Origin of the sequence: Mycobacterium sp. 1245111.1, assembly GCF_001673405.1 — a bacterium.
Classification (GTDB): Bacteria; Actinomycetota; Actinomycetes; order Mycobacteriales; family Mycobacteriaceae; genus Mycobacterium.
The window spans coordinates 80,816-104,863 of sequence record NZ_LZLV01000099.1; the positions used below are offsets into that span (position 1 = coordinate 80,816).

A 24,048-nucleotide genomic window follows, 5' to 3' on the forward strand; every position below is an offset into this window, starting at 1 on the left:
GTGCGGCGCTCGCCCGAACCCAATGCGACGTGGCACGATCGCGTGGGTGGCCAGCAGATCCAACGGCGATCAACACCTGCGCGACCTCGCGCGTCTGCGCCGGGTCCGGGATCGCATCGACCGCGAGTACGCCAACCCGCTGGACGTCGAGGCACTGGCCCGCGACGCGAACATGTCCGCCGGCCACCTCAGCCGTCAATTCAAGATCGCCTACGGCGAGTCCCCGTACTCCTACTTGATGACGCGCCGCATCGAGCGCGCGATGGCGCTGCTGCGGCGCGGCGATGTCAGCGTGACCGAGGTCTGCTTCGCCGTCGGATGCTCATCGCTGGGCACCTTCAGCACCCGGTTCACCGAGCTGGTCGGCGTGCCACCCAGCCTGTACCGCGATCAGACGGCACACCTCGACGCGGGCCTGCCCTCATGCATAGAAAAGCAGGCCACCAAACCGATCAGGAATCGAGAAGCGCCCGCCACCTCACTGCACCTAGCGTGACCGTCATGGACATCACCATTCACTCGAGCATGCTCCCCCACGACGATCCCGACGAATCGCTGGCGTTCTACCGCGACACCCTCGGCTTCGAGGTCCGCCTTGACGTCGGAAAGGGCGCGATGCGCTGGATCACGGTCGGTCCGCCAAATCAGCCTGACACGTCAATCGTTTTGAGCCCGCCGACGGCCAACCCGGGCATCACCGACGACGAGCGACGGACCATCGCCGAGATGATGGCCAAGGGCACCTACGCGATGATCGTCTTGGCCACAAAGGATCTCGACGACACGTTCGAACGGCTACAGGCCGGCAACGCCGACATCGTTCAGGAGCCCACCGAGCAGCCGTACGGAATTCGCGACTGCGCCGTGCGTGATCCCGCGGGCACCATGATCCGCATACAGGAACTGGCCTAAGTCGTCGGCTCGCTCAATTTCACCAGCATCTTGCCGATATTGGCCCCGGTGAACAAGCCGTTGAGGGCGTCGACGCATGATTCGATGCCCTCAAACACGGTCTGGCGGGCGTTGATTCGGCCCTCGTGCCCCCACTTGCGGAGCGCCGCCGAGGCCTCCTCGAAGCGGCCCCACTGATCGAGCGCGTTGAACCCCTGCATCGTCGCGGTTTTGGACAGCAGGTTGACGTAGTTGGCCGGGCCCGGGTGGTCGCCGGTGAGGTAGCTGGAGATGATGCCGCACAACACAACTCGTGCGTTCATCGCGAGCCGGCCCAGCACCGCGTCGAGGATGGGGCCGCCGACGTTGTCGAAGTACACGTTGACCCGCTGAGGGCAGTGCTGTTTGAGCGCCGCCTCCAAGTCGTCGTTCTTGTAGTCGATGCACGCGTCAAAACCGAAGTCCTCGACCACAGCTCGGCACTTCTCCGGCCCGCCGGCGATGCCCACCACTCGTGCGCCGGCGATCTTGGCGATCTGCCCCGCGATCGAGCCGGTGGCGCCGGCGGCCGCCGACACCACCACCGTGTCGCCGGCCTGGGGCTTGCCGACATCGGTCATCCCGATGTACGCCGTCGCACCCGTCGGGCCGTAGACCGACATGATCGCGAGTTGATCGCTCTCCCCGGGAATCGGCGTACTGAACACGTCGTCGCGGATGATCACGTATTCCTGGAAGCCGGTGAGCGTGGTGATCACATCGCCGACCTGGTACGCGTCGCACCGCGATGACACGACCTCGCCGATGCCGGCGGCGCGAATGACCTCGCCCAACTGCACCGGCGGCAGGTAGCCCGGCTGGTCGTTGAGCCAGGTCCGCACTGCGGCGTCCAGTCCGATGTACGTGGTGCGGACCAGCGCCTCACCCTCGGCGGGCTCGGGCGCCGGGGTGGTCACCAGTTCGGTGTCCTCGGGCTGGACGAGACCACTCGGGCGGCGACGCAGCAGGATCTGGCGGTTGGCTAAATCGGGCACGATGCAGAAACTACCGAATGCGAATGCCCTATCCGGAGTGATCTTGGTATGCGAGCATCGACAGATGAAATCCGAGGATGATCCGGAAGCCCGCATCCGGGAACTGGAGCAGCCGCTGGCCGATGCCGCCCGCGCCTCCGAGGCCACCGCGAATCCGTCACCCGGGAAGTGGGCGCCGCCATCCGGTCCGCCGATGCCGCCGCCGGTGATGCCTTACAGCGGCTCGTATCAGAGCCCGCCGATCGGAACACGTCGACAGGGCCGAGGTCTGTGGATCTTCCTCGCGCTGTTCGTCATTGGCATGATCGCGCTGCCGATTGCGATCTTCCTGTTCAGCGCCCACCAGGTGACCCACGGCGGACTCACCACTTTGTTCCCCACCCCGAGCATTTCACCGATGAGCCCAACGCCGTCCAGGGTCGTGCCGAGTACGACGGCGATGGCGCCAGCGTCGCCGCCGAGCTCAGCGACGACCGCGCCGGCGGGTGAGAACATCACTGTCTCCGGCATCAACGAAGTGCGCACCATCGCCTGCAATGGGGGCACGGTCAACGTCAGCGGCATCACCAACAACGTCACGATCACCGGGCACTGCGCCAGCGTGAGTGCATCCGGCATCCAGAACCAAGTCACGGTCGACAGCGCCGACAATATCCAAGCCTCCGGCTCCGGCAACCACATCACCTATCACAGTGGTTCGCCGAAGGTCGGGAACTCCGGTTTCGACAACGTCGTGCAAAAGGGCTGAGGCTCTAGACCGCCAGAAGCCGGTAAAGCCCGATCAGTCCGACGACGACGATCGTGGCGCGCAGCGCATTCGGCGACAGCCGCCGACCGTAGTGCGCGCCCAGCCAGCCACCGATCAGTGAACCCAGCGCGATCAGACCGGCGGCCAGCCAGCTGATCCTGTGAAATGCCACAAGTGTATAAGCCAGTGCCGCAACGATATTGACGAGTAACGCCAGCAGGTTCTTGGCAGCGTTGGTGCGTTGAACCGATTCTGGCAGCAGCGCGCCCATGGCGCCGACAAGCATGATCCCTTGTGCCGCAGTGAAATAACCGCCGTAGACACCGATGGCGAACGTGCTGGCAACTAATGCCGCCATCTTGCGGGGTGATACGTCGTCGGCGTCGCGGCCGGCACTCTCGGCCCGCCGCCGTGCCCAGGTTTGAATCCGCGGCCCGGCCACCACCAGAGCCAGCGCCGCGACCAGCAGCACGGGCACCACGTGAGCGAACACCTTGTCCGGCAGATGCAGCAGCAACCAGGCCCCGAGAGCGGCGCCAAGGACCGATGCCGGGATCTGCCAGCGCAGCCGGTCCCACTGGCCGCCCAGTTCGCGGCGATAGCCCCACGTTCCCGACGCGCTGCCCGCGACCAGACCGACGGCATTCGACATCGTCGACGTGACCGGCGGATAGCCCATCGCGACCAGCGTCGGGAACGTGATCAAGGTGCCGGACCCGACCACGGCGTTGATCGCGCCCGCGGCCAGGCCGGCGACGACGATCAGGATCGCGTGAGTCAGGGACACCGAAACGACGGTAGCTGGCCCACCGTCGTCGATTGCGTCACACTCAGCGGGACTTCGGTTTCCGCTTCTCGCGTACCCGCACGTTGATCCGAATCGGGCTGCCCTCGAAGCCGAACGTCTCGCGCAAGCGTCGTTCTAAGAAGCGGCGATAGCCGGCCTCCAAGAAGCCACTGGTGAACAGCACGAAGGTCGGTGGACGCGAGGCGGCCTGAGTCGCGAACAGGATGCGCGGCTGCTTGCCCCCGCGCACCGGCGGCGGGGTCGCGGCCACGACCTCCTTGATCCAGGAGTTCAACCGACCCGTGCTGATGCGGGCATCCCACGACGCGAGCGCAGTCTCCAGCGCCGGTACCAACTTCTGCACGGCGCGACCGGTCTTCGCCGAGATGTTCACCCGCTGCGCCCACCGGATTTGCACCAGTTCGCGATCGATCTCCTTGTCCAGCAGGTAACGGCGGTCCTCGTCGACCAGATCCCATTTGTTGAACGCCAGCACCAAGGCCCGCCCGGCCTCGATGACCATCGACAGCACCCGCAGATCCTGCTCGGTCAGCGGTTCCGAACCGTCGACAAGCACGATCACCACCTCGGCCGCGTCGATCGCGCCGTGTGTGCGGACGGAGGCGTAGAACTCGTGGCCGCTGGCCTGCCCCACCTTGCGGCGCAGACCGGCCGTGTCGACGAATCGCCAGATTTTGCCGTCCAATTCGATCAGCGAGTCGACCGGGTCGACGGTGGTGCCGGCGACGTCGTGCACCACTGAGCGCTCATCGCCGGCCAACCGGTTCAGCAGCGAACTCTTGCCGACGTTGGGCTTGCCGACCAACGCCACCCGCCGTGGGCCGCCCTGACTTGAGCCCGACTCCGCGACCTCCGGCAGTGCACCGACGACGGCGTCGAGCAGATCGCCCACGCCACGACCGTGCATCGCGCTGATCGCATGCGGCTCACCGAGTCCCAGCGACCACAATGCGGCGGCGTCGGCCTCGCCCTTGTCGCTGTCGACTTTGTTGGCGGCCAGGAACACCGGCTTGCCGGAGCGGCGCAAGATGCGGGCGGCCGCCTCGTCTCCGGCGGTTGCGCCGACCACGGCGTCCACCACCAGGATGACGGCGTCGGCGGTCCGCATCGCCACCGATGCCTGCTCGGCGACGAGCTGCTGCAGCCCTTTGGCGTCGGGCTCCCATCCTCCGGTGTCCTGCACGACGAATCGGCGACCGGTCCACAGCGCGTCATAGGAGACGCGGTCGCGGGTGACCCCGGGAATGTCCTGGACGACCGCTTCGCGCCGGCCCAGGATCCGGTTGACCAGCGTCGACTTGCCGACGTTGGGCCGCCCGACCACCGCCACCACCGGCGGTGGGCCGCTGACCTCCTCGTCGACGGGATCGATGAATTCATCTGCTTCCCAGTCGCTTTCGTCGACCCAGGTTCCGTCTTCGGTCACCGGGTGGCCTCACTTCGCTGCTTGGCCAAGTCCAAGAGGTGGCCGATCACTTCGGCTTCCGTCATCTCGCTGGTGTCGACGACCACCGCATCCGGGGCCGCGCGCAGCGGCGATACCGCGCGCGTGGAGTCGAGATGGTCGCGGCGACGCACATCGGCCAGCACGCTGTCGTAGTCGTCGGGCAGGCCGGCGGCGACATTTTGATCATTGCGACGGCGCGCCCGCGTCTCGGCCGACGCGGTCAGGAAGACCTTGAGGTCGGCGTCCGGAAGTACCACCGTGCCGATGTCGCGTCCTTCGACCACGACGCTGCCCGGTCCGTCGGCCAGGGTGCGCTGCAAGTCGACGAGCCGGGCGCGCACCGCCGGCACGGCGGACACCGCGGACACCGCCTTGGTCACCTCGTCGCCGCGGATCTCTGACGAAACATCTTCGCCGTCAAGGTAACTGCGGTCTTCGCCGGGGTCGTGGCCCACCGACATCTTCGCCGAAGCAGCGACGGACCGCACGGCGTCCTGGTCTGCCGGATCGACGCCGGCGCGCAGCACCGCCAGCGTGGCGATGCGGTACATCGCGCCGGTGTCGAGATAGCGGGCGTGCAGGGCGTGCGCCAATCCTCTTGATACCGAGGACTTTCCGGTGCCGGCCGGACCGTCGACGGCGACGATTACGCTCACAGCCCTACCGCTTTGTAGAGTTCGCCGATCTCGTTGCGGCGCAACGCCCGAATGCTGCCCGGGCGTTGGTCGCCCAGCGTCACCGCGCCGATGTCGGTGCGGACCAGAGCCTGCACCGGGAAGCCGGCCGCGGCCAGCATTCGGCGCACGATCCGCTTGCGGCCCTCGTGCAGTGTGACCCGGATCAGCGTCTTGCCGGGAACGGCGTCCACCACCGCGAAATCGTCGACAGCGATCGGCCCGTCGTCCAATTCGATTCCGGCCCTGAGCTTTTTGCCGAGCCCGCGGGGTACCGCCCCGTTCACGGTCGCGACATAGGTCTTCGGTATTTCGTAGGACGGGTGCATCAGCCGATGCGCGAGCTCGCCGTCGTTGGTCAACAGGATCAAGCCTTCGGTCTCGGCGTCCAGCCGACCCACATGGAAGAGCTTCTTGTTGCCGCGGACCCGGTGCTCCACCAGGTCACCGATGCACGGCCGGCCGCGGTCGTCCGACATCGTCGAGTGCATGCCCTGAGGCTTGTTCAGCGCCAGATACACCAACGATTCATCGAGGATCACCCGCGCGCCGTCGACGCGGATTTCCGAGGCATCGGGGTCGACCCGGGTGCCAAGTTCGGTCACCACCAGACCGTCGACCTCGACGCGGCCATCGGTGATCATTCGCTCGGCGACCCGGCGTGATGCAATTCCGGCCTGCGACAGCACTTTTTGAAGGCGAACCCCGTCCGGTTCGCGGGCGGTGCTCATCACTGGTCCACGTCGAATGCCAACGGCTGATCGCCGGTGGCCTGGCCGCCGGCCAGCTTTGCGAAACGTGGTTCCTCGTCGAGGGATTCGCTGAGGTCGTCGATCATGTCGACATCGGGAAGCAGCGGGGCGATGTCGGGAAGATCCGTCAGCGACGACAGGCCGAGGCGTTCCAGGAACAGCTCGGTGGTGGCGAATGTGACCGCGCCGGTGTCGGCATCGGTGCCCGCTTCGGTGATCAGCCCGCGCGCCACCAGCGTGCGCATCACCGCGTCGACGTTGACCCCGCGGACCGCGCTCACCCGCGCCCGCGTCACCGGTTGCCGATAGGCGACCACGGCCAGGGTCTCCAGAGCGGCCCGGGTGAGCTTCGAGCGGGAACCGTCCAGCAGCAGTCGTTCCACATAGGGCGCGAACCGGGCTCGGGTATACAGCCGCCATCCCCCGCCGGCCTCGCGCAGATCGATGCCGCTGTCGCGTTCGGTGAAGTCGTCGGCCATCAACCGCAGTTTCGCGGCCACCCGGAACGCCGGCTGCTCAGTGGCGGCGGCCAGCGCCTCGACCGTCGCGGGGGTGTCGACGACCAGCAGCAGAGCCTCGAGCACCGCGCCCAGCTCGCTGTCTTCGAGCTCCGGGGCGGTCGCGACGTCGATGCCCAGGTTCGTCTCGGATGCGTCGAGATCCGGGTCGGTCTCGGGCACGTCGATGCCCACTTGTGCATCGAACGGTTCGCTCATTGGTATTCGTCCCGCAATTCTGCGCTGGTCGGCTGTTCTCCGGTCCACGAAACCTGGAGCACACCAAGCGGTTCTGACTGGTCGAATGCTACCGCCCGGGAGCGATACAGCTCGAGCAGTGCCAGGAAGCGGCCGACGATCTCGATCGGTTCGCATTCGGCGACGAGGTCGGAAAACGACGCCCACTGCCCTACCCCGCGCTGCTCCAGGAACCACAGCAGCCGCTTGGCTTGCTCCGGGACCGACACGTGCACCTCGTGAAGGTGTTCGGTGCCGACCGTCGGCACCGGCCGGGGGGTGAAGGCGCTGGCGGCGATCTCTGCGAATGTCTGGGCGTCCACGCCGAGCATCACTTCGGGCAGCAGGTCGGCGAACTGGTCCTCCAGCGCGACCGCGCGCGGATAGCTGCGCAGCGCGGCGGCTTCGAGTTCGCCGAACATCAGCGCGACGTGCTTGAACGCCCGGTATTGCAGCAGCCGGGCGAACAGCAGGTCGCGGACCTCCAGCAGCGCCAGGTCCTCCTCGTCGGTGACTTGACCGGAGGGCAGCAGCCTGGCCGCCTTGAGGTCGAGGAGCGTCGCGGCGACGACCAGGAACGCCGTAGTCTCTTCCAGCTCCAGTTCGGCGCCGATGGCCTTGGTGTAGGCGATGAAGTCGTCGGTGACCTGGTGCAGCGCCACCTCGGTCACATCCAGCCGGTGAGCGAAGATCAGCTGCAGCAGGAGGTCGAACGGTCCCTCGAAATTGGTCAGCTTGACCTGGAAGCCGTTTTGGGGTTGTGCCTCGCAGGTCGCTCCGCCGGTCACGCGCCGAACCGGTCGATCACCTCGCGGGCCAGCGAGCGATAGGCGGCCGCGCCGCCCGATCTCGGTGCCCACGACGTGATCGGTTCGCCGGCGACGCTGGTCTCCGGGAAGCGGACAGTACGGGTGATGACGGTGTCGAACACCAGGTCGCCGAAGCGCTCCACGACCCGGGACATCACCTCGCGGGAGTTGACGGTCCGCGGGTCGTAGCGGGTGATCAGGATGCCGCTGATCTCCAGCTTCGGGTTGAGCCGGTCGCGCACCTTCTCGACGGTGTCGGTCAGCAACGCCAAGCCGCGGAGCGAGAAGAACTCGCACTCGGTCGGAATGATGACGCCGTCGGAGCAAGCCAGGCCGTTCACAGTCAGTAGGCCCAGCGACGGCTGGCAGTCGATCAGGACGTAGTCGTAGCGGTCCAGCACCGGGTGCAGCGCACGGGACAGCGTCTGCTCGCGGCCCACCTCGTTGACCAGCTGGATTTCCGCCGCCGACAGGTCGATGTTGCTCGGCACCAGATCCAGGTTCTTGACGCGGGTGTGCATCAGCACGTGATCCAACGACACCCGCGGTTCGATCAGGACGTTGTGAATGGTGTGCTCGAGTTCGTAGTGCGGCACACCAAGGCCTGCGGACAGCGCGCCCTGCGGGTCGAGGTCCACCAAAAGCACCCGGCGGCCGTATTCGGCCAGCGCGGCGCCCAGGTTGATCGTCGACGTGGTCTTTCCCACACCGCCCTTTTGGTTGCACATCGCGATGACCTTGGCGGGCCCGTGCGACGAACGCGGCTTGGGCTCGGGGATCGCCCGCGGGGGGCGGCCGGTCAGGCCGACTTCTGAGCCGATGTCGGCGTCGTCAGTCATCAGCGCTGCTCCAACGCCGTTCGTGCGGCGATCGGGCAACGGCGGACATGGCACGAAAGTGTAACGGTTACGAGCGCTGTCGCCGGTAGACCCGCAACAACGTCACCTGCGAATTTGTGAGCGCCCGCTTCGATCGTCCAGCGGGCTAGGGTGGCGACCATGAGTCTCAAGCAGCGCGTCCCTCTCCTGCGATGGTCGTTCTGGCGGATGGCTACCGGCGCTCGCAACATCACCACCACCGGCCAGATCGGTGACGGGCGCGAAGCCGCCGCGGTCGAGTACGTGCTGCGCCACGCTCGCGCCGGCGACATCGACGATGTCATCGCAACCATCGACCGGTTCGCCTACGAGAAGTCGATGCTGATCAACGTCGGGGACGAGAAGGGCGAGCTGCTGGACGCGGCGGTCCGGCGGGCCGACCCGAAGCTGGCTCTCGAGCTTGGCACCTATTGCGGTTACGGAGCGCTGCGCATCGCCCGCGCGGCACCTGATGCCAAGGTGTACTCCGTCGAACTTGCCGAAGCCAACGCGGCGAACGCCCGTCGGATCTGGGCGCACGCGGGAGTTGCCGATCGGGTCACCTGCGTCGTCGGGACCATCGGAGACGGCGGACACACCCTCGACGCGCTGGCTAGTGAGCACCGATTCGGTTCTGGCGCTTTGGATTTCCTGTTTCTCGATCACGACAAGGACGCGTATCTAGTCGATCTGCAAAGCATCCTCGACCGAGGCTGGCTGCACACCGGGTCGATCGCGGTGGCCGACAATGTTCGGATTCCCGGCGCGCCCAAGTACCGCGAGTACATGCGTCAGCACCAGGGCACGTTGTGGAACACCACCGAGCACAAGGCACACGTGGAATACCAGAGCCTGGTCTCGGATCTGGTACTGGAGTCGCAGTACCTGGGGAGCTAGCGCGCTCGCGGGTGGGCTTCGGCCCACACTTCGCGGAGCGCGTGCACGGTGACCATCGTGTAGATCTGCGTTGTCGTCACCGACGCGTGCCCGAGCAGTTCCTGGACCACGCGGACATCGGCCCCGCCCTCGAGGAGATGGGTCGCAAACGAGTGCCGCAACGTATGCGGTGATACGCCCGACGTGATGTGGGCGCGTGCCGCGGCGTCCTGCAGCACCTGCCATGCACTCTGCCGCGACAGCCGGCCGCCGCGGGCGTTGAGGAAAATCGCCGGGGTGCCACGACCCCGACGCGCCAATTCAGAGCGCCCACGAACCATGTAGGCCTCCAACGCTTGTACCGCCGGCCGTCCGATCGGTACCAGTCGCTGCTTGCCGCCCTTGCCGCGCAGCAGCACCGACCGGGCCTGAGTGTCCACGTCGTCCACGTCCAGGCCTACCGCTTCGGAGATTCGCGCGCCGGTGGAGTACAGCAATTCGAGCAGCGCGCGATTCCGCAGGGTCAGCGGCCCGTCGGACGGGCTGTCGCCGCCGGCGCCGGCCAGCAACGCGAGGACCTGATCGAGGCTGAGGCTTTTGGGCAAGCGGCGTCCTGGCGTCGGCGGCTTGACCGCCTGCGCGACATCGAATTCGGCCAGGCCCTCCGCCGCGGCGAAGCGGTGGAATCCGCGCACTGCGATCAACGTCCGCGCGGCCGACACCGCCGACAGCGGCGACACACCAGCAGCCGGATCGCCTCGGCGCAATGCCACCAGGAATTCGCTGACGTCGTCCTCGCTGACTTTGGCCAAGTCGTCGACGCCGCGGGCGGTCAGGTGTTCGAAGTATCGCCGCAAATCGCGACGGTAGGAAGTCAACGTGTTGGCGGCGACACCGCGCTCGATCGTCAGGTGATCGAGATAGCCCTGCAGCTGTCCCTCCAGCGGCGGCGCCAGCGTCGTCACCGCGCGGCCGCCTTACGCGCGTTGAACGCAGTCGAGCGGTCGGTCCACGGCGCATCGACCGGTCGAGGCTCCGCGATTCCTTCGGCGACCGCATGAGCCGCCAAGATGCCGCCCACTGCAAGGGAATTGACGATCTCACCGCTCAAGACCCGCTGCACCGCGTCGGCGAGCGAGCACCACTCCACCCGCATGTCGGCTTCTTCGTCGTGCGCCTCGGGCTGGTCGACCTCGGACAAACCGGTGGCCAGGAATACCCGGACCGACTCGTCACTGATACCTGGTGAGGAATCCAGATCGATCAGCGTCTGCCAGGTCTGCGCCTGCAGGCCGACCTCCTCGCACAACTCGCGGGCGGCGGCCAGATGGGGTGCTTCGCCGTCGACGTCGAGTAGTCCGGCGGGCAATTCCCAGAGGCGTCGGCCGAAGGGATGGCGATACTGATACACCAGCGGTATCCGGCCGTCGTCGTTCAAGGCCACGATCGCCACCGCGCCGTAATGCTCGACCACCTCACGGGTCACAATGCCGCCGCCCGGCATCCGGACACGGTCGGCCCGCAACGCGAAAATCTTTCCGGTGTGCAGTGTTTCGGACGACGTCGTCTCGAAGACGTGCTCACCCACGGGTAACAGGCTCGGGCTCAGACAGCGATGACTCCGCGGTTTCGTGCTGCTCGCCGTTGCCGTTGGCCCGGTGCTCGGGGATCTCCAGGGACAGCCGCTCGGCCGCCTTGTATTCGATCGCCGCGCCGATGAAGCCGGTGAAAAGCGGATGCGGACGGGTCGGCCGGCTCTTGAGTTCCGGATGCGCCTGGGTGCCGACCACAAACGGGTGCATCTCCGGCGGGTACTCGACGAACTCGACCAGGTGCCCGTCCGGAGAGGTCCCGGAGAATTGCAGGCCGCTCTCGGCGATGCGATCGCGGTAGGCATTGTTGACTTCGTACCGGTGCCGGTGCCGCTCGGATACCTCGGTGGCCTGATATGCCTGGGCCACAATGGAACCCGGCTCCAGCACCGCCGGGTAGGCGCCCAGTCGCATGGTGCCGCCGAGATCGGCTTCGCCGGCGACGATTTCTTTCTGGTCGGCCATGGTGGATATCACCGGGTCAGTGGTGTCCGGATCGAACTCCGCCGAGTTGGCTCCGGTCAGACCCACCGAACGCGCGGCTTCGATCACGATGCACTGCATGCCCAGGCAGAGGCCCAAAATCGGCAATCCGCGAGCCCGCGCGTGTGAGATCGCCCCGATCTTGCCTTCGATGCCGCGGATGCCGAATCCGCCGGGGATCAGCACGCCGTGGACGTCGTCGAGCACCGCCGCCGCCCCGCTTGCGGTTTCGCAGTCGTCGGAGCCAACCCAGCGGATCTCGACCTTGGCGCGGTGTTTGAATCCGGCCGCCCGCAGCGCCTCACTCACCGACAGGTAGGCATCCGAAAGGTCGATGTACTTGCCCACCAACGCAATTCGCACGGTCTCCTGCGGGTCATGCACCCGACTCAGCAGGTCGTCCCACTCGGTCCAGTCGACGTCGCGGAAAGGCAGGTTGAGCCGGCGCACCACGTAGGCGTCCAACTCCTCGCGGTGCAGAACTTTCGGGATGTCGTAGATCGATGGCGCGTCGGGAGTGGAGATGATTCCGTCGATGTCGACGTCACACATCAGTGCGATCTTGTTCTTCAGCGGCTCGGGCACGTCCCGGTCGCAGCGCAGGATCAGGGCGTCGGGCGTGATACCGATGCTGCGTAGCGCGTTCACCGAGTGCTGGGTGGGCTTGGTCTTCAGCTCGCCGGACGGGGCCAGATACGGAATCAGGGATACGTGCAAAAAGAAGGCGTTCTCCCGGCCGATGTCGTGGCGGACCTGCCGCGCCGCTTCGAGGAAAGGCTGCGACTCGATATCGCCGACGGTGCCACCGATTTCGGTGATGACGACGTCGGGGCGGCGGCCATCGGGCCCCGGCTCGGCCATCGCCAGGATGCGACGTTTGATCTCGTCGGTGATGTGCGGAATGACCTGGACCGTGTCGCCCAGATACTCGCCGCGACGCTCCTTGGCGATGACGGTCGAATACACCTGTCCGGTAGTGACATTCGCCGAACCGGACAGGTTGCGGTCGAGGAAGCGCTCGTAGTGGCCGACGTCGAGATCGGTCTCGGCGCCGTCCTCGGTGACGAATACCTCGCCGTGCTGAAACGGGTTCATGGTGCCCGGATCGACGTTGAGGTAGGGGTCCAGCTTCTGCATGGTCACCTGGAGCCCGCGAGCGGTCAGCAACTGCCCGAGGCTGCTTGCGGTCAGTCCCTTACCGAGTGACGAGACAACCCCGCCGCTGACGAAGAGATGCTTGGTGGCGGTCTGCGGATGCTTTCGCAATGTGGCGACCTCCGTGATGACGGCGCAGGGCTAGCCTCTGGTGAGGGCTGTTTTCCAGCTTTGGGCCTGCCGACCCACGGAAACTCACCCTAACAAACACTCCGCCGCCGCGTCGCTGACACGCCCGGTGGCGCTGCTACCGCGCGGTTACGTCCTGTCGCGAAGCAGAACACAGGGCTGTGAAAAATCCGCGATCACGACCCAGGATTCTGTTTCGCGGCGGGTCAGCGACTACTGCGCGACGGTGAGGCCGGTGCTGCGGTGGCCGGTGCCGTACTGACCGGTACGACCGCCGTTGATCAAATCGGCCACGCCCAACACCGCTGTCACGCGGCCGGAGGCGGCCTCGAGGTTGTCGACGGTGCTGATTACCGGGGTCACCGAAGCGTCGGCGCGGGCCACTCCGACTGCGGCGGGCCCGTCCGATGAGCCGTCACGTCCGGCAAGCATCACGCCCGAACCGTGCGGGGCGAGCGCCGCAGCGAAACGGGCCACGCTGACGCCCTGGTTGCCGGCGTCGTTGTTCAGCGAGCCACCGGTGATGACCGCGGCCGCATTTGATGCGCCGACGTGTTGATTCCCGTGTTCCGAGAAAGATATGAAACCGGTGTCGCGGAGTGCCGCCAGCACGGTGTCGCGTTGTGCGTCGTCGACGGGCGGGACGGCGGGATCGCGGTTGATGAGCAGCGCGATGCCCAGCAGGTCGCCGGCCTGAGATCCTTGGTCGACCAGTTTGGTACTCAGCTGCGCGCCGGCGGGAAGCACCGACGAGGTGACCACCGAGTGCAGCTTCTCCGCGGAGTTGGCGTCGACGAATTCCTGGGTCAACGTCACCGTGCCGGTCACCGCTCCCCCGGCCTGGGTGACGATCTTCGCCACCGCGTCGACGTCTTCGTCCTTGGCGTCGGGAGCGCGAAAGATGACCAGCGACTTGCCGTTGAGTGCGTCATGCACCATCCGGCCGGCCATCTGCGTGTCGAATGCGTTGGCAGAACCAAGCTTTGCGTTGAGTTGGCTCTTCTGGTCGTTGAGCCCGTTGATCTCGTTGTGCAGATTGCGGGTTTCGTCACGCAGCCCGGAGACCATGGTGTTGGACAGGAAACCGGAGCCGAGCACGACTCCCACCGCCAGAGCCAGGAACACCGCGGCCAGCGAAATCGCATGTTGGCGAAGAGATATCACGTCGCTACCGTCCTAATGGATCCAGTGCTGCAGCCAAACCACGAAGTGATTCCAGTACAGGGAGGCCCAATGCAGTACCACCGTGTCGGTACGCGAAACCCACAGCGCGGCGATGATCGACAGCAGCATGGTCAGGATCAGCAGCGCGATCGCGCCACCGGAGATCCGGTTGTGGTACAGCGTGGCAACGGCTTTGGCATCCACCACCTTCTCGCCGACCCGCAGCCGGGTGAGGAAGGTCGAGGGGTTGCTCTGCTGGCGGGTCCGGTCGAAGAACGTCTCGATGTTGGCCCGGTGGCCCGCGGTCACCAGCAGCGCCGCACCGTGGTGGTCAGCGAGCAGCAGCGCCAGATCCGTCGGGGAACCGGCAGCCGGAAACGTCATGGCGCCGACGCCGAGATCTTGAATGCGTTCCAGGCCCGGCGCGTGGCCGTCGGCGTCGGCCGGCAGGACGACCTGTGCGCCGCTCTTGAGGACTTCGGTGCTGAGATTACTGGGGTCACCGACGATCAACTGCGGACGATACCCGGCCTTGCGCAACACATCTGCGCCAGTGCCGACACCGATCAGGACGGGCTGATATTCCTTGATGAATGGCTTGAGCCGCTTGAGGTCGTCGGTGGCGTCTTCCTCGTCGGAGACGATGACGACGTGGCGGCGGCGCAATTCGATGTCGACGTCGGGAATGCCGATTCCGTCGATCAGCAGCGGGCTCTCGCTGCGGATGAACTCAATGGTGTTGCCGGCGAACGCTTCCAGATGTGAGACCAATCCACTCTTGGCCTCCTGCATCAGGCTGGCGATTTCTTCGTCGGTGCGCTCGGTGCCTTTGATCAACCGCCGATCCCCGATATAGACGCCGCCGTTGTGGAGGCGGACTTTCGAGCCGTCCTTGACCTTCTTGAAGACGTCGGTGCCGGTTTCGTCGATCAGCGTGACGCCGTTGGCCAGCAACACCTCGGGTCCGAGGTTGGGATAGCGGCCCGACACGGAGGGGGAAGCGTTGACCACTGCGGCGATCTCGGCGTCGACGAGCGCGTCGGCGGTGATCCGGTCCAGGTCCAGCACATCGAGCACCGCGATGTCGCCGGGGCACACACGGCGCAGTAGCCGGTCGATATCGCGGTCGACGCGCGCGGTGCCGACGACGCCCGGCCGCGCGGTGTTGCGGGACAACAGTGAAGACAAAGTGGTGGTCACGCTCATGGAGGCGATTCTGTCGGGGAACCCGAGAAGGAGCGGGGAGGCGCGCCGTAACAAAAGCCTCAGAAGTTATATCTTGTCACATCTGTCACAGGCATGATGCCGGGTTTAGGTCGCAATCCGGTCACAGTCCGCCGCCTCGAGCAGTTCACGGGCGTGGGCGCGCGCGGAGTCCGAATCACCCAGTCCGGCCAGCATTCTGGCGAGCTCGCCCACCCGGTCCTCGCCGTCGAGGCGACGAACTCCGCTGGCGCCGTTCTTGCCGTTGGTGTCGACCATGAGGTGGGTGTCGGCATAGGCCGCCACTTGGGGCAGGTGGGTCACCACGATGACCTGCCGGTTGCGGGCCAACCGGGCCAGGCGCCGGCCGATCTGCACCGCTGCCCGCCCGCCGACGCCGGCGTCGACCTCGTCGAACACCATCGTGGTGCCGGTGGTCGACGCCGCCAGCACGACCTCCAGGGCCAGCATCACCCGCGACAGTTCACCGCCCGAGGCGCTTTTCGCCAGTGGGAGCAGCGTCATTCCGCGGTGCGCGGCGAAGCCGAACTCGACGAGGTCGACGCCGTCACCACCGGCGTGGGCCTGCACGCCGGTGGCAAGCGTCAGTGCCGCGGGGTCGTCGGCCGTGGCCGGCATGGTTGACACTGTGATGGTGAACTCGGCGTCGGCCATCGCCAGGCCCGCCAGCTCAGCGGTGACTTCCTTCGCGAGCCGCTTGGCGGCCTGACTACGACCCTTGCTGAGTTCGGCTGCGGCGGTTGACAATTCGACTGCAAGTTCGTCGACGCGCCGTTGCAGGCCGGCCAACGCTTCCTCGGAAACATCGAGCTGGGCAAGTCGTTCGCGCGCCTCGCGGGCCCACAGCAGCACGCCGTCGATGTCGGCTGCGTACTTCCGGGTGAGCGTGCGAAGTTCGGCTTGCCGGGCCAGCTTGGCGTCCAACGTGCTGGCGTCCGAGGGTAATTCGTCCAGATACCCGCCAAGCTCCCGCGACGCGTCGCCCACCACTGTGAGCGCCTCGTCGAGTTGGGTTGCCAACGCCCGCAACGTCGTGTCATCGGTCGACTCCAGCGCCGCCTTGGCCCGGCCGAGGCGGTCGGCCGCACAAGCTGCCTGGGCGGCCGGATCGGCGGTGGCGTCATCCCCTGCGCCGGACAACGCGATGCGCGCGCTCGACGCCGCCCCGCGCAGCGCGTCCAATTCCGAGAGCCGACGGATATCACCGACCAGAGCACCATCCTCGCCGGGAGCCGGATCGACGGTGTCGATCTCGTTGAGCGCGAACTTCAGCCGATCGGCCTCCTGCGCCAGTTCGCGGGCACGGTTGCTGCGGTCCACGAAGTCGCGGCGGGCCGTCTGCCACGCGTCGCGCAACTTGCGGTACTTCTCCAGTCGGGCCTCGACGCCGGCGAACCGATCGAGCGCCCCGCGCTGCTCGTCGGGCCGCATCAGCCGCAGCTGATCGTTCTGGCCGTGCAGTGTCAGCAGTTCGGCGGTGAATTCGCCCAGGGATTTCGCCGGGATGCTGCGCCCACCCAGGTAGGCCCGCGACGGTCCGTCGCGGCTGACCGAGCGCAACGCGATAATGCTGCCGTCCTCGTCGCGTTCGGCACCTGAGCCGTCCAGCATCTCGTCGAGCAGCGCGGCCGCCTTGTCGTCGAGATCCGCGGTGGTGAACCGCCCTTCGACGACGGCGCGTTCGGCGCCGGAGCGCACCCGGTTCGCGTCCGCGCGGGCGCCGCCGAGCAGGTGCAGCCCCGTCACCACCATCGTCTTGCCGGTGCCGGTCTCGCCGGTCAAAACCGTTAAGCCGCTATCGAATTCGGCTGTCGCAACGCTGATGGCACCGAGCGACTCGATCCGAATCTCGGACAGCACGGGTTACCGTCCGCGCCAGCCGGTAACCGGCAGCCGGAATTTGCGCACCAGACGGTCGGTGAACGGCGCGCTGTCGAGCCTGGCCCATTTCACCGATGCGTCGCAGCGCTGCACCTCCAACCGCGCCCCGGCCGGCACCCGCATTTCGCGGCGACCATCGCAGAACACGAGGGCATCGTGGCCGTCGGCCTCGATTTCGACGGCGATGTGCGCATCCGGGCTAGTGACCATCGGCCGGGCGAACAGCGCGTGCGCGTTGTTGGGCACGACCAGCAGCGCTTCGAGATCGGGCCACAGGATCGGCCCGCCCGCGGAGAAGGCGTAGGCCGTGGACCCGGTCGGCGTCGACACCAGCACCCCGTCGCATCCGAACGTCGAGACGGGCCGCCCATCGACTTCGAGGACGACGCCGAGCACACCGAGTCGCGGGCCTTTCTCCAGGCTGGCTTCGTTGAGCGCCCACCCGCGGGAGACGACCTCGCCCTTGACCCGCACCGTGATGTCCAGCGTCAGGCGCTCCTCGAGGCGGTAGCTGCGCGCAACCACATGCTCCAGGACGCTGTCGATGGCCTCGGTCTCGGCTTCGGCGAGGAAGCCGATCCGGCCCAGGTTGATGCCCAGCACCGGCACGTTGGCGTTGCGGGCGAGTTCGGCGGCCCGCAGGAAGGTGCCGTCACCGCCTAGCCCGATGACCAGTTCGCAGCCGTCGGCGGCGTCTGGGTCGGCGTCGACGAGCTCGATGTCGACCCCCAGCGCGCGCATGTCGTTCGGCCCCAGCGGCACCGGCCCACGGTCGACGGCTTCGGCCGACAGGACTCGAAGTCCAATATTGTTGTCGCTCAACACCTTTTCGATGCGGCGGGAGGTCTCGGTCGCTTCCTCGCGCCCGGTGTGAACCACCAGCAGCACGGTGCGCTCAGCCGTCATTGGGGACCAGCCTCGACCGCACCACGCACCGCACATTCCAGCTCATCAGTAGACAAACCCCGATCGGTCTCGGCGCGTAACCATAGGAAATATTCCACGTTGCCCGACGGGCCAGGCAGCGGGCTGGGGGCGACTCCGACGGTGCGCCAGCCCAGCTCCCCGGCACGAGCGGCGACGTTGAGCACCGCGCCCGCCCGCAACTCCGGACTATGGACGACACCGCCGGCTCCCACTTGACCTTTGCCCACTTCGAACTGCGGCTTCACCATGGGAACGATATCCGCGTCGGTTGACGCGCATCCAGTCAACGCGGGCAATACTGTGGCCAGCGAAATGAACGACAAGTCGGCGACGACGGTCTCGACCTTGCCGCCGATCGCCTCGGGTGTGAGTTCGCGCGCGTTGGTCCGCTCGATGATCACCACCCGGTCGTCGGATCGCAGCGACCAGGCCAGCTGGCCGTAGCCGACGTCGACGGCGACCACTTCTCGCGCACCGCGGTCTAATAGGACTTCGGTGAAGCCACCGGTCGAGGCGCCGGCGTCCAGGCAGCGCCGGCCCTCGACGTCAATGCCGAAGACGTCCAGTGCGCCGATGAGTTTGTGGGCGCCGCGCGATACCCAGCCGCGCTCCGTCTCGCCGATGACTTTGAGCGCCGCCGTCACCGCGACGGCGGTGCCCGGCTTGACGGCGGGCATCCCGTCGATGCTGACCTTGCCGGCGCCGATCAACTCCGCGGCCTGCTGGCGCGACCGGGCCAGCCCGCGACGGACCAGCTCGGCATCAACACGGGTACGCCGCGCCACGGTGCCTCAGGCCTTCTCCGCCGACTCCAGCGCCTGGACCAGCATGTCGTGCGCTTCGGAAAGCTGGCGTGCGAGCTCTTCGAGATCGGCCTCGGCAGGCATCTTCTCGGGGTCGCTGGGATCCGGCAGCTCGGCGAGGATCGCGTCGATCCGTGCGCGAATCTCTTCAGGGTCGGTACTCATCGCTGTTCCACGCTACGGGATTTACGTCAAAGACCACCGTTGCAGCGCCGCCTGTGCGGTGTCGTCGCCGGCTTTGACAGTCGTGGCCGGCGTCGACCAGACGGCATGAGCAACAGCCCGGACGATCGACAGGCCGTCGCCGTCGTCGTGATTTGTGGTGCTGACGGTGAGCGTGCTGCCGTCGGTATCGACCTGCCAGGCCGCCTGAGGGCCGACTTTGAGCTCGTGTGCCCCTTGGTGCAACGAGCGCAGGTCGTGACCGATGAACGTCGCGCGTTGCTCGGGCACGGCGAAGACGGCGTCGCGCGCGGAGTTGACTCCGGTGAGCACCATCAGGCTGGGGAGTTCAGCGGCGTTGGCGCCGGCGATGTCGGTATTCAACCGATCGCCGACGACCAGCGGTGTGCGAAACTCGCCGCGCGCCAACGCATCGAGCATCAATGTCGGCGCTGGCTTGCCCGCGACCTGAGGGTCGGCGTCGGTCGCTGCCTTCAGCGCGGCGACCATCGACCCGTTACCGGGAAGCAGGCCGCGTTCGGTGGGCAAGGTGGCGTCGATATTGGCGGCGACCCACACCGCGCCGGCCCGGATGGCAAGGGCCGCCTCGGCCAGGTTTGCCCATGCGGTGTCGGGTGAATGGCCTTGCACCACAGCATCGGGCTTGTCTTCGTAGAGACGCACCGGATCGAGGCCGACGGCGACAATCTCGGCGGCCAGCGATTCGGTGCCGACGACGAGTACTCGGGATCCCGGTGCCAGCTGGCCGGCGAGCACGTGGGCCGCGCTTTGCGCGCTGGTGACGACGTCATCGTGGGCTGCTTGCAGGCCGAGGGCTCGCAGGTGCGCGGCGACCTCTCCGGCGCTGCGTGACGCGTTGTTGGTGACGAATAGCGCTCGGCCCGGGGTCTTTTCCAGCGCCTCGGCTGCACCCTCGGTCAGCTCGTGTCCGCGAAAGACGGTTCCGTCGAGGTCGAGAAGAAGGCAATCATGTTCCTGCGCAAGCGTTCCCACGTCAGCCAAGCTCGCTCACTCGTTCCTCGGCATCGGTGGCCCCCTCGACATCGGCTTCAGCGGCATGCAAAAACCACTCCAACGCCTCGGGGCTGCGATCGAGGGCCAGCAACGTCTCGGCGTAGGCGTAGAACAGCCGGGCCGGGATCGTGCCGACGCGGGTCGGGTCCAGTTGCGGGGTGGACAGCACGGTGAGGGCCTGCTCCAGTTGACCGAGGTCGGCGCGGGCGCCGGCGATCACGATGCGCATCTCGTCGGCCTCGTCGCCGGTCAGCTTGGCGGCCTCTTCGCCGCGGGCCAACTCGAGCGCCCGCTCCGGCCGGCCCAAACCCCGTTCGCAGTCGGCGATCAACGGGAGCAGCGGGGACTTGCTGCCCATCCTGCGTGCGGCCCGCAGCTCGGCGATCGCCTGGGCCCAGTCTCCACACTGGTATGCCGCGATTCCGACCGCCTCACGAACGGCGGCGATCCGGCCGGAGCGGGCTCGAGCCGCCCGCGCGTGGCTGAGCGCAGCTGCGGGATCTTCGTCGAGCAACTCCCCCGCGGCGACCAAATGTCGCGCCACAGCGTCGGCGTTGGCCTTGTCCAAAGTGCTGAGTTCCCGACGGATTTCGGGTGCGAGTTGCCTGGCCTCGATCTCGCGCGGAATGGGCGGCCCGTTGTGGTCGTCATCCGAGCCGTTTCTGGGTTGTGCTCTGCGGGCTCGGCCCGGACCGGAAGTGGCGGCCGGCGGCCGCGGCGATCGCTTCGGTCGCCGGTCCTTGTCGCTTTGCCTGTCGTCGCCCACTCGAACCCTTCACCTCGTCAGTACGTCCCGACAAAGGATACGGGCTGCGTGCTGTCGTCCCTGCTACAGCACGGCGTCGGCCAACCGGTCCACCTGTTCGAGGGACGCGACGGCCGGGTGGAAGAGCAGGCGGTCGAAGCCGAGGTCACGGTAGGCGCGCACGGTGTCGCGCGCGTCCTGCGATGTGGTGATCATGTCGGTCACGTTGAGCCTGGCGTAGTCAGGCTTGAAACCGTAGTAGTGCGCGAGATGTTTGCGGCCGGCGTCAGTGACGTCGTTGCCGCCGATCGCAAAGTTCACCGATGCGTGGTTCGTCGGTTCGCCTAAGCGGCCGGTCTCGCGCCATCCGTGGCGGACCCGGTCGAGGAATTCCTCCTGGCCCTTGTAGTCACGCAACGCCCCGGCGACCCAACCGTCGCCGACCGTCGTCGCGCGCCGCAGGGTGGCCTTCGACCTTCCACCGAACAGCAGTGGAATGTCCACCGGCTGAGGTGATATCGGGCTATCGCCGACCAGCGGCTTGCCACTCCAAGCTTCACGCATGCTGCTCACCTGCTGGTCAAGCAACCTGCCGCGTCGGTCGAAGTCGACACCGACCGCGGTGTAGTCATCGTCACGCGCGCCCACCGCGATCCCGATCGACAGACGGTCGCCCGCGCCCAGGGCCAGGCTGGCGAGTTGCTTGGCCAGGATCGCCGGCGGATACAGCGGTGCCAGCAAGATATTCGTCACCAGGACAAGGTCGTTGGTGGCGCCAGCGGCTAGTGCCAATGCGACGACCGAGTCGAGGCTGGGATAGACGAGCCGGTCGATGGTGGTCACGGATTCGAAGCCGCGCTGCTCGGCCCGGAGGGCCCACTCGACGACCAACGGCCCCGGCACGCCGACCACGTTGTTGGGTAGTCCAATTCCGATTTTCATGAGAAGTCCTGTCTGCGTTGCTATTACGGATGTGGGTCAGAAGTTGACGGCGGCGAACTGCTCGGAGTAGACGCCGTTGCGCTGCGCGTCGGGTAGTCCCTGGGCCGCGCTGACCACCACTTCGTCAGCCTCCGGCTCGGCCGATATCAGCCAGAGCACCTCGGTAACGAAGTCGTCAACGGTCATCGTGAAGGCGTCGCCCGGCCCATGCATCTCGGGTCGATTGCCCGCATGATGTAGGGCCACAGCTAGACAGCGGCCTATTCCACTGCCACCGTTGGTCACCAGAATGGTGTTGTCTGTCAATCGCATTCGATCCGCCCCGGAGTAGTCGTCGCTGTGCTGTCCCAAGGATGGAGTTCGGTGAGGTATTCAGACCACTCGGTAGCTAAAACCGTTCGTTAAACGACAGCAGACGGTGCTAAGACGTATGGTTTTCATCATGCTCGACGAGATAGACGGCAAAATTCTTCACGCGTTGCAGTTGTCGCCGCGGGTGTCCTTCCGTCGGATCGCCGATGTGGTCGGCGTCCCCGAGCAGGCGGTCGCCCGACGTTATCGCAAACTGCATCGCAGCGGTGTGGTGCGGGTAGTCGGACTGGTCAACCCACAGGTCTACGGCGAATGCCAGTGGGTGGTGCGGGTCCGTGCGAAGCCGGACGATCTGCCACGACTGGCCGATGCCCTGGTCCGACGCCCAGAGGTCACCCACGCCAACGTGTTGTCAGGTTGGACGGAGCTGGTCTGCATCGTGCGAGCTCCGCTCGGCGATACGAAAGACAGTATCCTGCAACGGCTTCCGCGAACATCCGCGGTGCTTGACCTGGAAGTCGACCTGATTTTGCGGGTGCTCGGTTCTCCGGCCAGCGCGCATTGGACCGCGTACGGGCACACTCTGAATGCCCGGCAGGCAGCGACGATCCTGCGCGATCCCGGCATGCTGAATCAGTCGGGAGGCGGGTCGTTGCCCAGCGAGGACGATCACCCACTATTCGAGGCCCTTGCCGCGGACGGGCGCGCGCCGCACGCACGGCTCGCCGAACATACCGGTTGGTCGCCGGCACGAGTGAAACGTCGGATGGCCGCTCTGGAGGCCTCGGCCACGCTGGCCTTCGACGTCGATTTGCTGTCGGACCGCCTGGGTTTCAATGCCAACGCGATGCTGTGGCTCACGATCGCGCCGCGCCATCTCGCTGCAGTCGCCGAGGAGATGGCTGCGCACAAAGAGATTGCCTCGGTATCGGCGATCAGCGGTTGCAACAACCTCCTGGCGATCGTGATTTGTCGCGACGTCGACGACCTATACCGATATGTGGCCGAGCGGCTTGCCAGCATCGAGCACATCCAGGGCTATGACCTGAGCATCCGAACCCAGCGACTCAAGCAGGCCGCCTCACTGGTCGCTCACGGCAGGTTGATTCATCCCGCTGTACCGGTCGGCCGGTAACGTCGCGACCGTGCTCGACTGGGACCACAACGCGTACTACCACCGCCTGCTTCTCCGCCAGCTGCCGCCGCACAGCCGTCGGGTGCTCGATGTCGGCTGCGGCGCTGGATCATTCGCGGCCCGACTCGCTGGGCGCATCGACCACGTCGATGCCATAGACCGATCGTCGGCGATGATCGAGGTCGCCGCCCAACGCACCCCCCACAATGTGACATGCATGTTGGGCGACGTCATGACGCACCCGCTGATTGAGAACAGCTACGACGCGATCTTCTCGATATCGGCACTGCACCATGTAGATCTCTCCACTGCGCTACCGCGGCTTGCCGCGTTGCTGCGCCCGGGAGGAGTCCTGGCCGTCATTGCATTGCCGCGAAAGGATCTGCGCGCCGAACTCCCAACCGAAGTCGTTGCGGCACTTGGTCATCGACTGCTGGGTGCCGCATTTCTGTTGGCGCGCTCTGTCGGTCGCGGCGATTGGTTCGCGAAGGACTCGACGCACTCGACGATGCCTACCGTGTTAGCTCCCGAGCTGACGACTCGTGAAGTCGCCGGACGGTCCGCCGCGATCCTTGCTGGCGCACACGTGCGCCGGCTCATCTTTTGGCGTTATTTGCTCCGCTGGGAGAAGCCGGCATTGCGGTCGTGAGACAGAAATGCCCGTGCCCCCCAAGGGTTTTGGGGGGCACGGGTGTGTTGTGTGTGTTCGGCGGTGTCCTACTTTTCCAC

General features: G+C 66.5%; 27 protein-coding genes. 6 read left to right on the forward strand and 21 right to left on the reverse strand.

Annotated elements, in window-relative coordinates; genetic code table 11:
• Positions 1-22 precede the first annotated feature (22 nt).
• Positions 23-496, forward strand: coding sequence for a helix-turn-helix transcriptional regulator (locus tag A5658_RS14710; protein WP_067336172.1), 474 nt, complete (start codon positions 23-25; stop codon positions 494-496).
• A 5-nt stretch (positions 497-501) separates the two neighbouring features.
• Positions 502-912, forward strand: a complete 411-nt coding sequence (locus A5658_RS14715; protein ID WP_067336277.1) for a VOC family protein — start codon at positions 502-504, stop codon at positions 910-912.
• On the opposite strand, the gene A5658_RS14720 is transcribed toward A5658_RS14715, so the two are convergent.
• Entirely contained in the window at positions 909-1,925 is a 1,017-nt protein-coding gene (locus A5658_RS14720) for an NADP-dependent oxidoreductase (protein ID WP_067336182.1), read from the reverse strand. The genes A5658_RS14715 and A5658_RS14720 overlap by 4 nt on opposite strands.
• Positions 1,926-1,989: 64 nt before the next feature.
• Between A5658_RS14720 and A5658_RS14725 the strand changes: the two genes are divergently transcribed.
• Positions 1,990-2,673, forward strand: coding sequence for a DUF3060 domain-containing protein (locus A5658_RS14725; protein ID WP_067336185.1), 684 nt, complete (start codon positions 1,990-1,992; stop codon positions 2,671-2,673).
• Between the two features lie 4 nt (positions 2,674-2,677).
• Here the strand turns inward: A5658_RS14725 and A5658_RS14730 are convergent, their stop codons facing one another.
• Genes A5658_RS14730 through A5658_RS14760 form a run of 7 tightly spaced genes read right to left on the reverse strand, consistent with a single transcriptional unit; the run spans position 2,678 to position 8,736 of the window.
• A complete protein-coding gene (locus A5658_RS14730; RefSeq protein WP_067336187.1) occupies positions 2,678-3,460 on the reverse strand; it encodes a sulfite exporter TauE/SafE family protein in 783 nt (260 codons plus the stop codon).
• Positions 3,461-3,503: 43 nt separating this feature from the next.
• Complete coding sequence (der, locus tag A5658_RS14735; protein ID WP_067336189.1) at positions 3,504-4,907, reverse strand: ribosome biogenesis GTPase Der; 1,404 nt, start codon at positions 4,905-4,907, stop codon at positions 3,504-3,506.
• Positions 4,904-5,584: a (d)CMP kinase gene (gene cmk, locus A5658_RS14740; protein ID WP_067336192.1), complete on the reverse strand. Its 681-nt coding sequence runs from the start codon at positions 5,582-5,584 to the stop codon at positions 4,904-4,906. The genes der and cmk overlap by 4 nt, the downstream gene beginning before the upstream one ends.
• Complete coding sequence (locus A5658_RS14745; protein WP_067336195.1) at positions 5,581-6,333, reverse strand: pseudouridine synthase; 753 nt, start codon at positions 6,331-6,333, stop codon at positions 5,581-5,583. The genes cmk and A5658_RS14745 overlap by 4 nt, the downstream gene beginning before the upstream one ends.
• Complete coding sequence (scpB, locus tag A5658_RS14750) at positions 6,333-7,070, reverse strand: SMC-Scp complex subunit ScpB (protein ID WP_067336197.1); 738 nt, start codon at positions 7,068-7,070, stop codon at positions 6,333-6,335. Before scpB ends, A5658_RS14745 begins: the two co-directional genes overlap by 1 nt.
• Positions 7,067-7,876 (reverse strand): segregation/condensation protein A, encoded by an 810-nt coding sequence (locus A5658_RS14755; protein ID WP_067336199.1) that lies wholly within the window; start codon positions 7,874-7,876, stop codon positions 7,067-7,069. Before A5658_RS14755 ends, scpB begins: the two co-directional genes overlap by 4 nt.
• Positions 7,873-8,736 (reverse strand): ParA family protein, encoded by an 864-nt coding sequence (locus tag A5658_RS14760; RefSeq protein ID WP_067336204.1) that lies wholly within the window; start codon positions 8,734-8,736, stop codon positions 7,873-7,875. Before A5658_RS14760 ends, A5658_RS14755 begins: the two co-directional genes overlap by 4 nt.
• Before the next feature lie 159 nt (positions 8,737-8,895).
• Between A5658_RS14760 and A5658_RS14765 the strand changes: the two genes are divergently transcribed.
• Complete coding sequence (locus tag A5658_RS14765; RefSeq protein ID WP_067336209.1) at positions 8,896-9,651, forward strand: O-methyltransferase; 756 nt, start codon at positions 8,896-8,898, stop codon at positions 9,649-9,651.
• Here A5658_RS14765 and xerD read toward each other — a convergent pair.
• The 13 genes from xerD to A5658_RS28135 all read right to left on the reverse strand — a co-directional run bounded on the left by xerD (position 9,648) and on the right by A5658_RS28135 (position 22,184).
• A complete protein-coding gene (xerD, locus tag A5658_RS14770) occupies positions 9,648-10,595 on the reverse strand; it encodes a site-specific tyrosine recombinase XerD (RefSeq protein ID WP_067336211.1) in 948 nt (315 codons plus the stop codon). The genes A5658_RS14765 and xerD overlap by 4 nt on opposite strands.
• Positions 10,592-11,218 carry an NUDIX hydrolase gene (locus tag A5658_RS14775; RefSeq protein ID WP_067336212.1) on the reverse strand — a complete coding sequence of 209 codons (627 nt, stop codon included), beginning with the start codon at positions 11,216-11,218 and terminating at the stop codon, positions 10,592-10,594. Before A5658_RS14775 ends, xerD begins: the two co-directional genes overlap by 4 nt.
• Positions 11,211-12,971 carry a CTP synthase gene (locus tag A5658_RS14780; protein ID WP_067336213.1) on the reverse strand — a complete coding sequence of 587 codons (1,761 nt, stop codon included), beginning with the start codon at positions 12,969-12,971 and terminating at the stop codon, positions 11,211-11,213. The genes A5658_RS14775 and A5658_RS14780 overlap by 8 nt, the downstream gene beginning before the upstream one ends.
• Before the next feature lie 231 nt (positions 12,972-13,202).
• Positions 13,203-14,153 (reverse strand): copper transporter, encoded by a 951-nt coding sequence (locus A5658_RS14785; protein ID WP_067336215.1) that lies wholly within the window; start codon positions 14,151-14,153, stop codon positions 13,203-13,205.
• Positions 14,154-14,165: 12 nt separating this feature from the next.
• Complete coding sequence (gene steA / locus A5658_RS14790; protein ID WP_067336217.1) at positions 14,166-15,359, reverse strand: putative cytokinetic ring protein SteA; 1,194 nt, start codon at positions 15,357-15,359, stop codon at positions 14,166-14,168.
• Between the two features lie 105 nt (positions 15,360-15,464).
• A complete protein-coding gene (recN, locus tag A5658_RS14795; RefSeq protein ID WP_067336220.1) occupies positions 15,465-17,237 on the reverse strand; it encodes a DNA repair protein RecN in 1,773 nt (590 codons plus the stop codon).
• Between the two features lie 3 nt (positions 17,238-17,240).
• A complete protein-coding gene (locus tag A5658_RS14800) occupies positions 17,241-18,164 on the reverse strand; it encodes an NAD kinase (RefSeq protein WP_067336223.1) in 924 nt (307 codons plus the stop codon).
• Positions 18,161-18,970 (reverse strand): TlyA family RNA methyltransferase, encoded by an 810-nt coding sequence (locus A5658_RS14805; RefSeq protein ID WP_067336226.1) that lies wholly within the window; start codon positions 18,968-18,970, stop codon positions 18,161-18,163. The genes A5658_RS14800 and A5658_RS14805 overlap by 4 nt, the downstream gene beginning before the upstream one ends.
• 6 nt (positions 18,971-18,976) lie before the next feature.
• The gene (locus A5658_RS28465) at positions 18,977-19,153 is read right to left on the reverse strand and encodes a hypothetical protein (protein ID WP_197503130.1); all 177 of its coding nucleotides are present in this window, start codon (positions 19,151-19,153) and stop codon (positions 18,977-18,979) included.
• Positions 19,154-19,174: 21 nt separating this feature from the next.
• On the reverse strand, positions 19,175-20,164 hold the full coding sequence (locus A5658_RS14810) for an HAD-IIA family hydrolase (protein ID WP_067336229.1): 990 nt from the start codon (positions 20,162-20,164) through the stop codon (positions 19,175-19,177).
• Between the two features lies 1 nt (position 20,165).
• On the reverse strand, positions 20,166-20,951 hold the full coding sequence (locus A5658_RS14815) for a hypothetical protein (RefSeq protein ID WP_082993182.1): 786 nt from the start codon (positions 20,949-20,951) through the stop codon (positions 20,166-20,168).
• A 63-nt stretch (positions 20,952-21,014) separates the two neighbouring features.
• Positions 21,015-21,872, reverse strand: a complete 858-nt coding sequence (locus A5658_RS14820; RefSeq protein ID WP_067336232.1) for an LLM class flavin-dependent oxidoreductase — start codon at positions 21,870-21,872, stop codon at positions 21,015-21,017.
• A gap of 36 nt (positions 21,873-21,908) precedes the next feature.
• Positions 21,909-22,184 carry a hypothetical protein gene (locus A5658_RS28135; protein WP_156751474.1) on the reverse strand — a complete coding sequence of 92 codons (276 nt, stop codon included), beginning with the start codon at positions 22,182-22,184 and terminating at the stop codon, positions 21,909-21,911.
• A gap of 130 nt (positions 22,185-22,314) precedes the next feature.
• On the opposite strand from A5658_RS28135, the gene A5658_RS14825 reads away from it, so the two are divergent.
• Together A5658_RS14825 and A5658_RS14830 are read left to right on the forward strand one after the other, a co-directional pair.
• Positions 22,315-23,319 (forward strand): Lrp/AsnC family transcriptional regulator, encoded by a 1,005-nt coding sequence (locus A5658_RS14825; protein ID WP_067336287.1) that lies wholly within the window; start codon positions 22,315-22,317, stop codon positions 23,317-23,319.
• 10 nt (positions 23,320-23,329) lie between these two features.
• The gene (locus A5658_RS14830; RefSeq protein ID WP_067336235.1) at positions 23,330-23,968 is read left to right on the forward strand and encodes a bifunctional 2-polyprenyl-6-hydroxyphenol methylase/3-demethylubiquinol 3-O-methyltransferase UbiG; all 639 of its coding nucleotides are present in this window, start codon (positions 23,330-23,332) and stop codon (positions 23,966-23,968) included.
• The last annotated feature ends 80 nt before the right edge of the window (positions 23,969-24,048 follow it).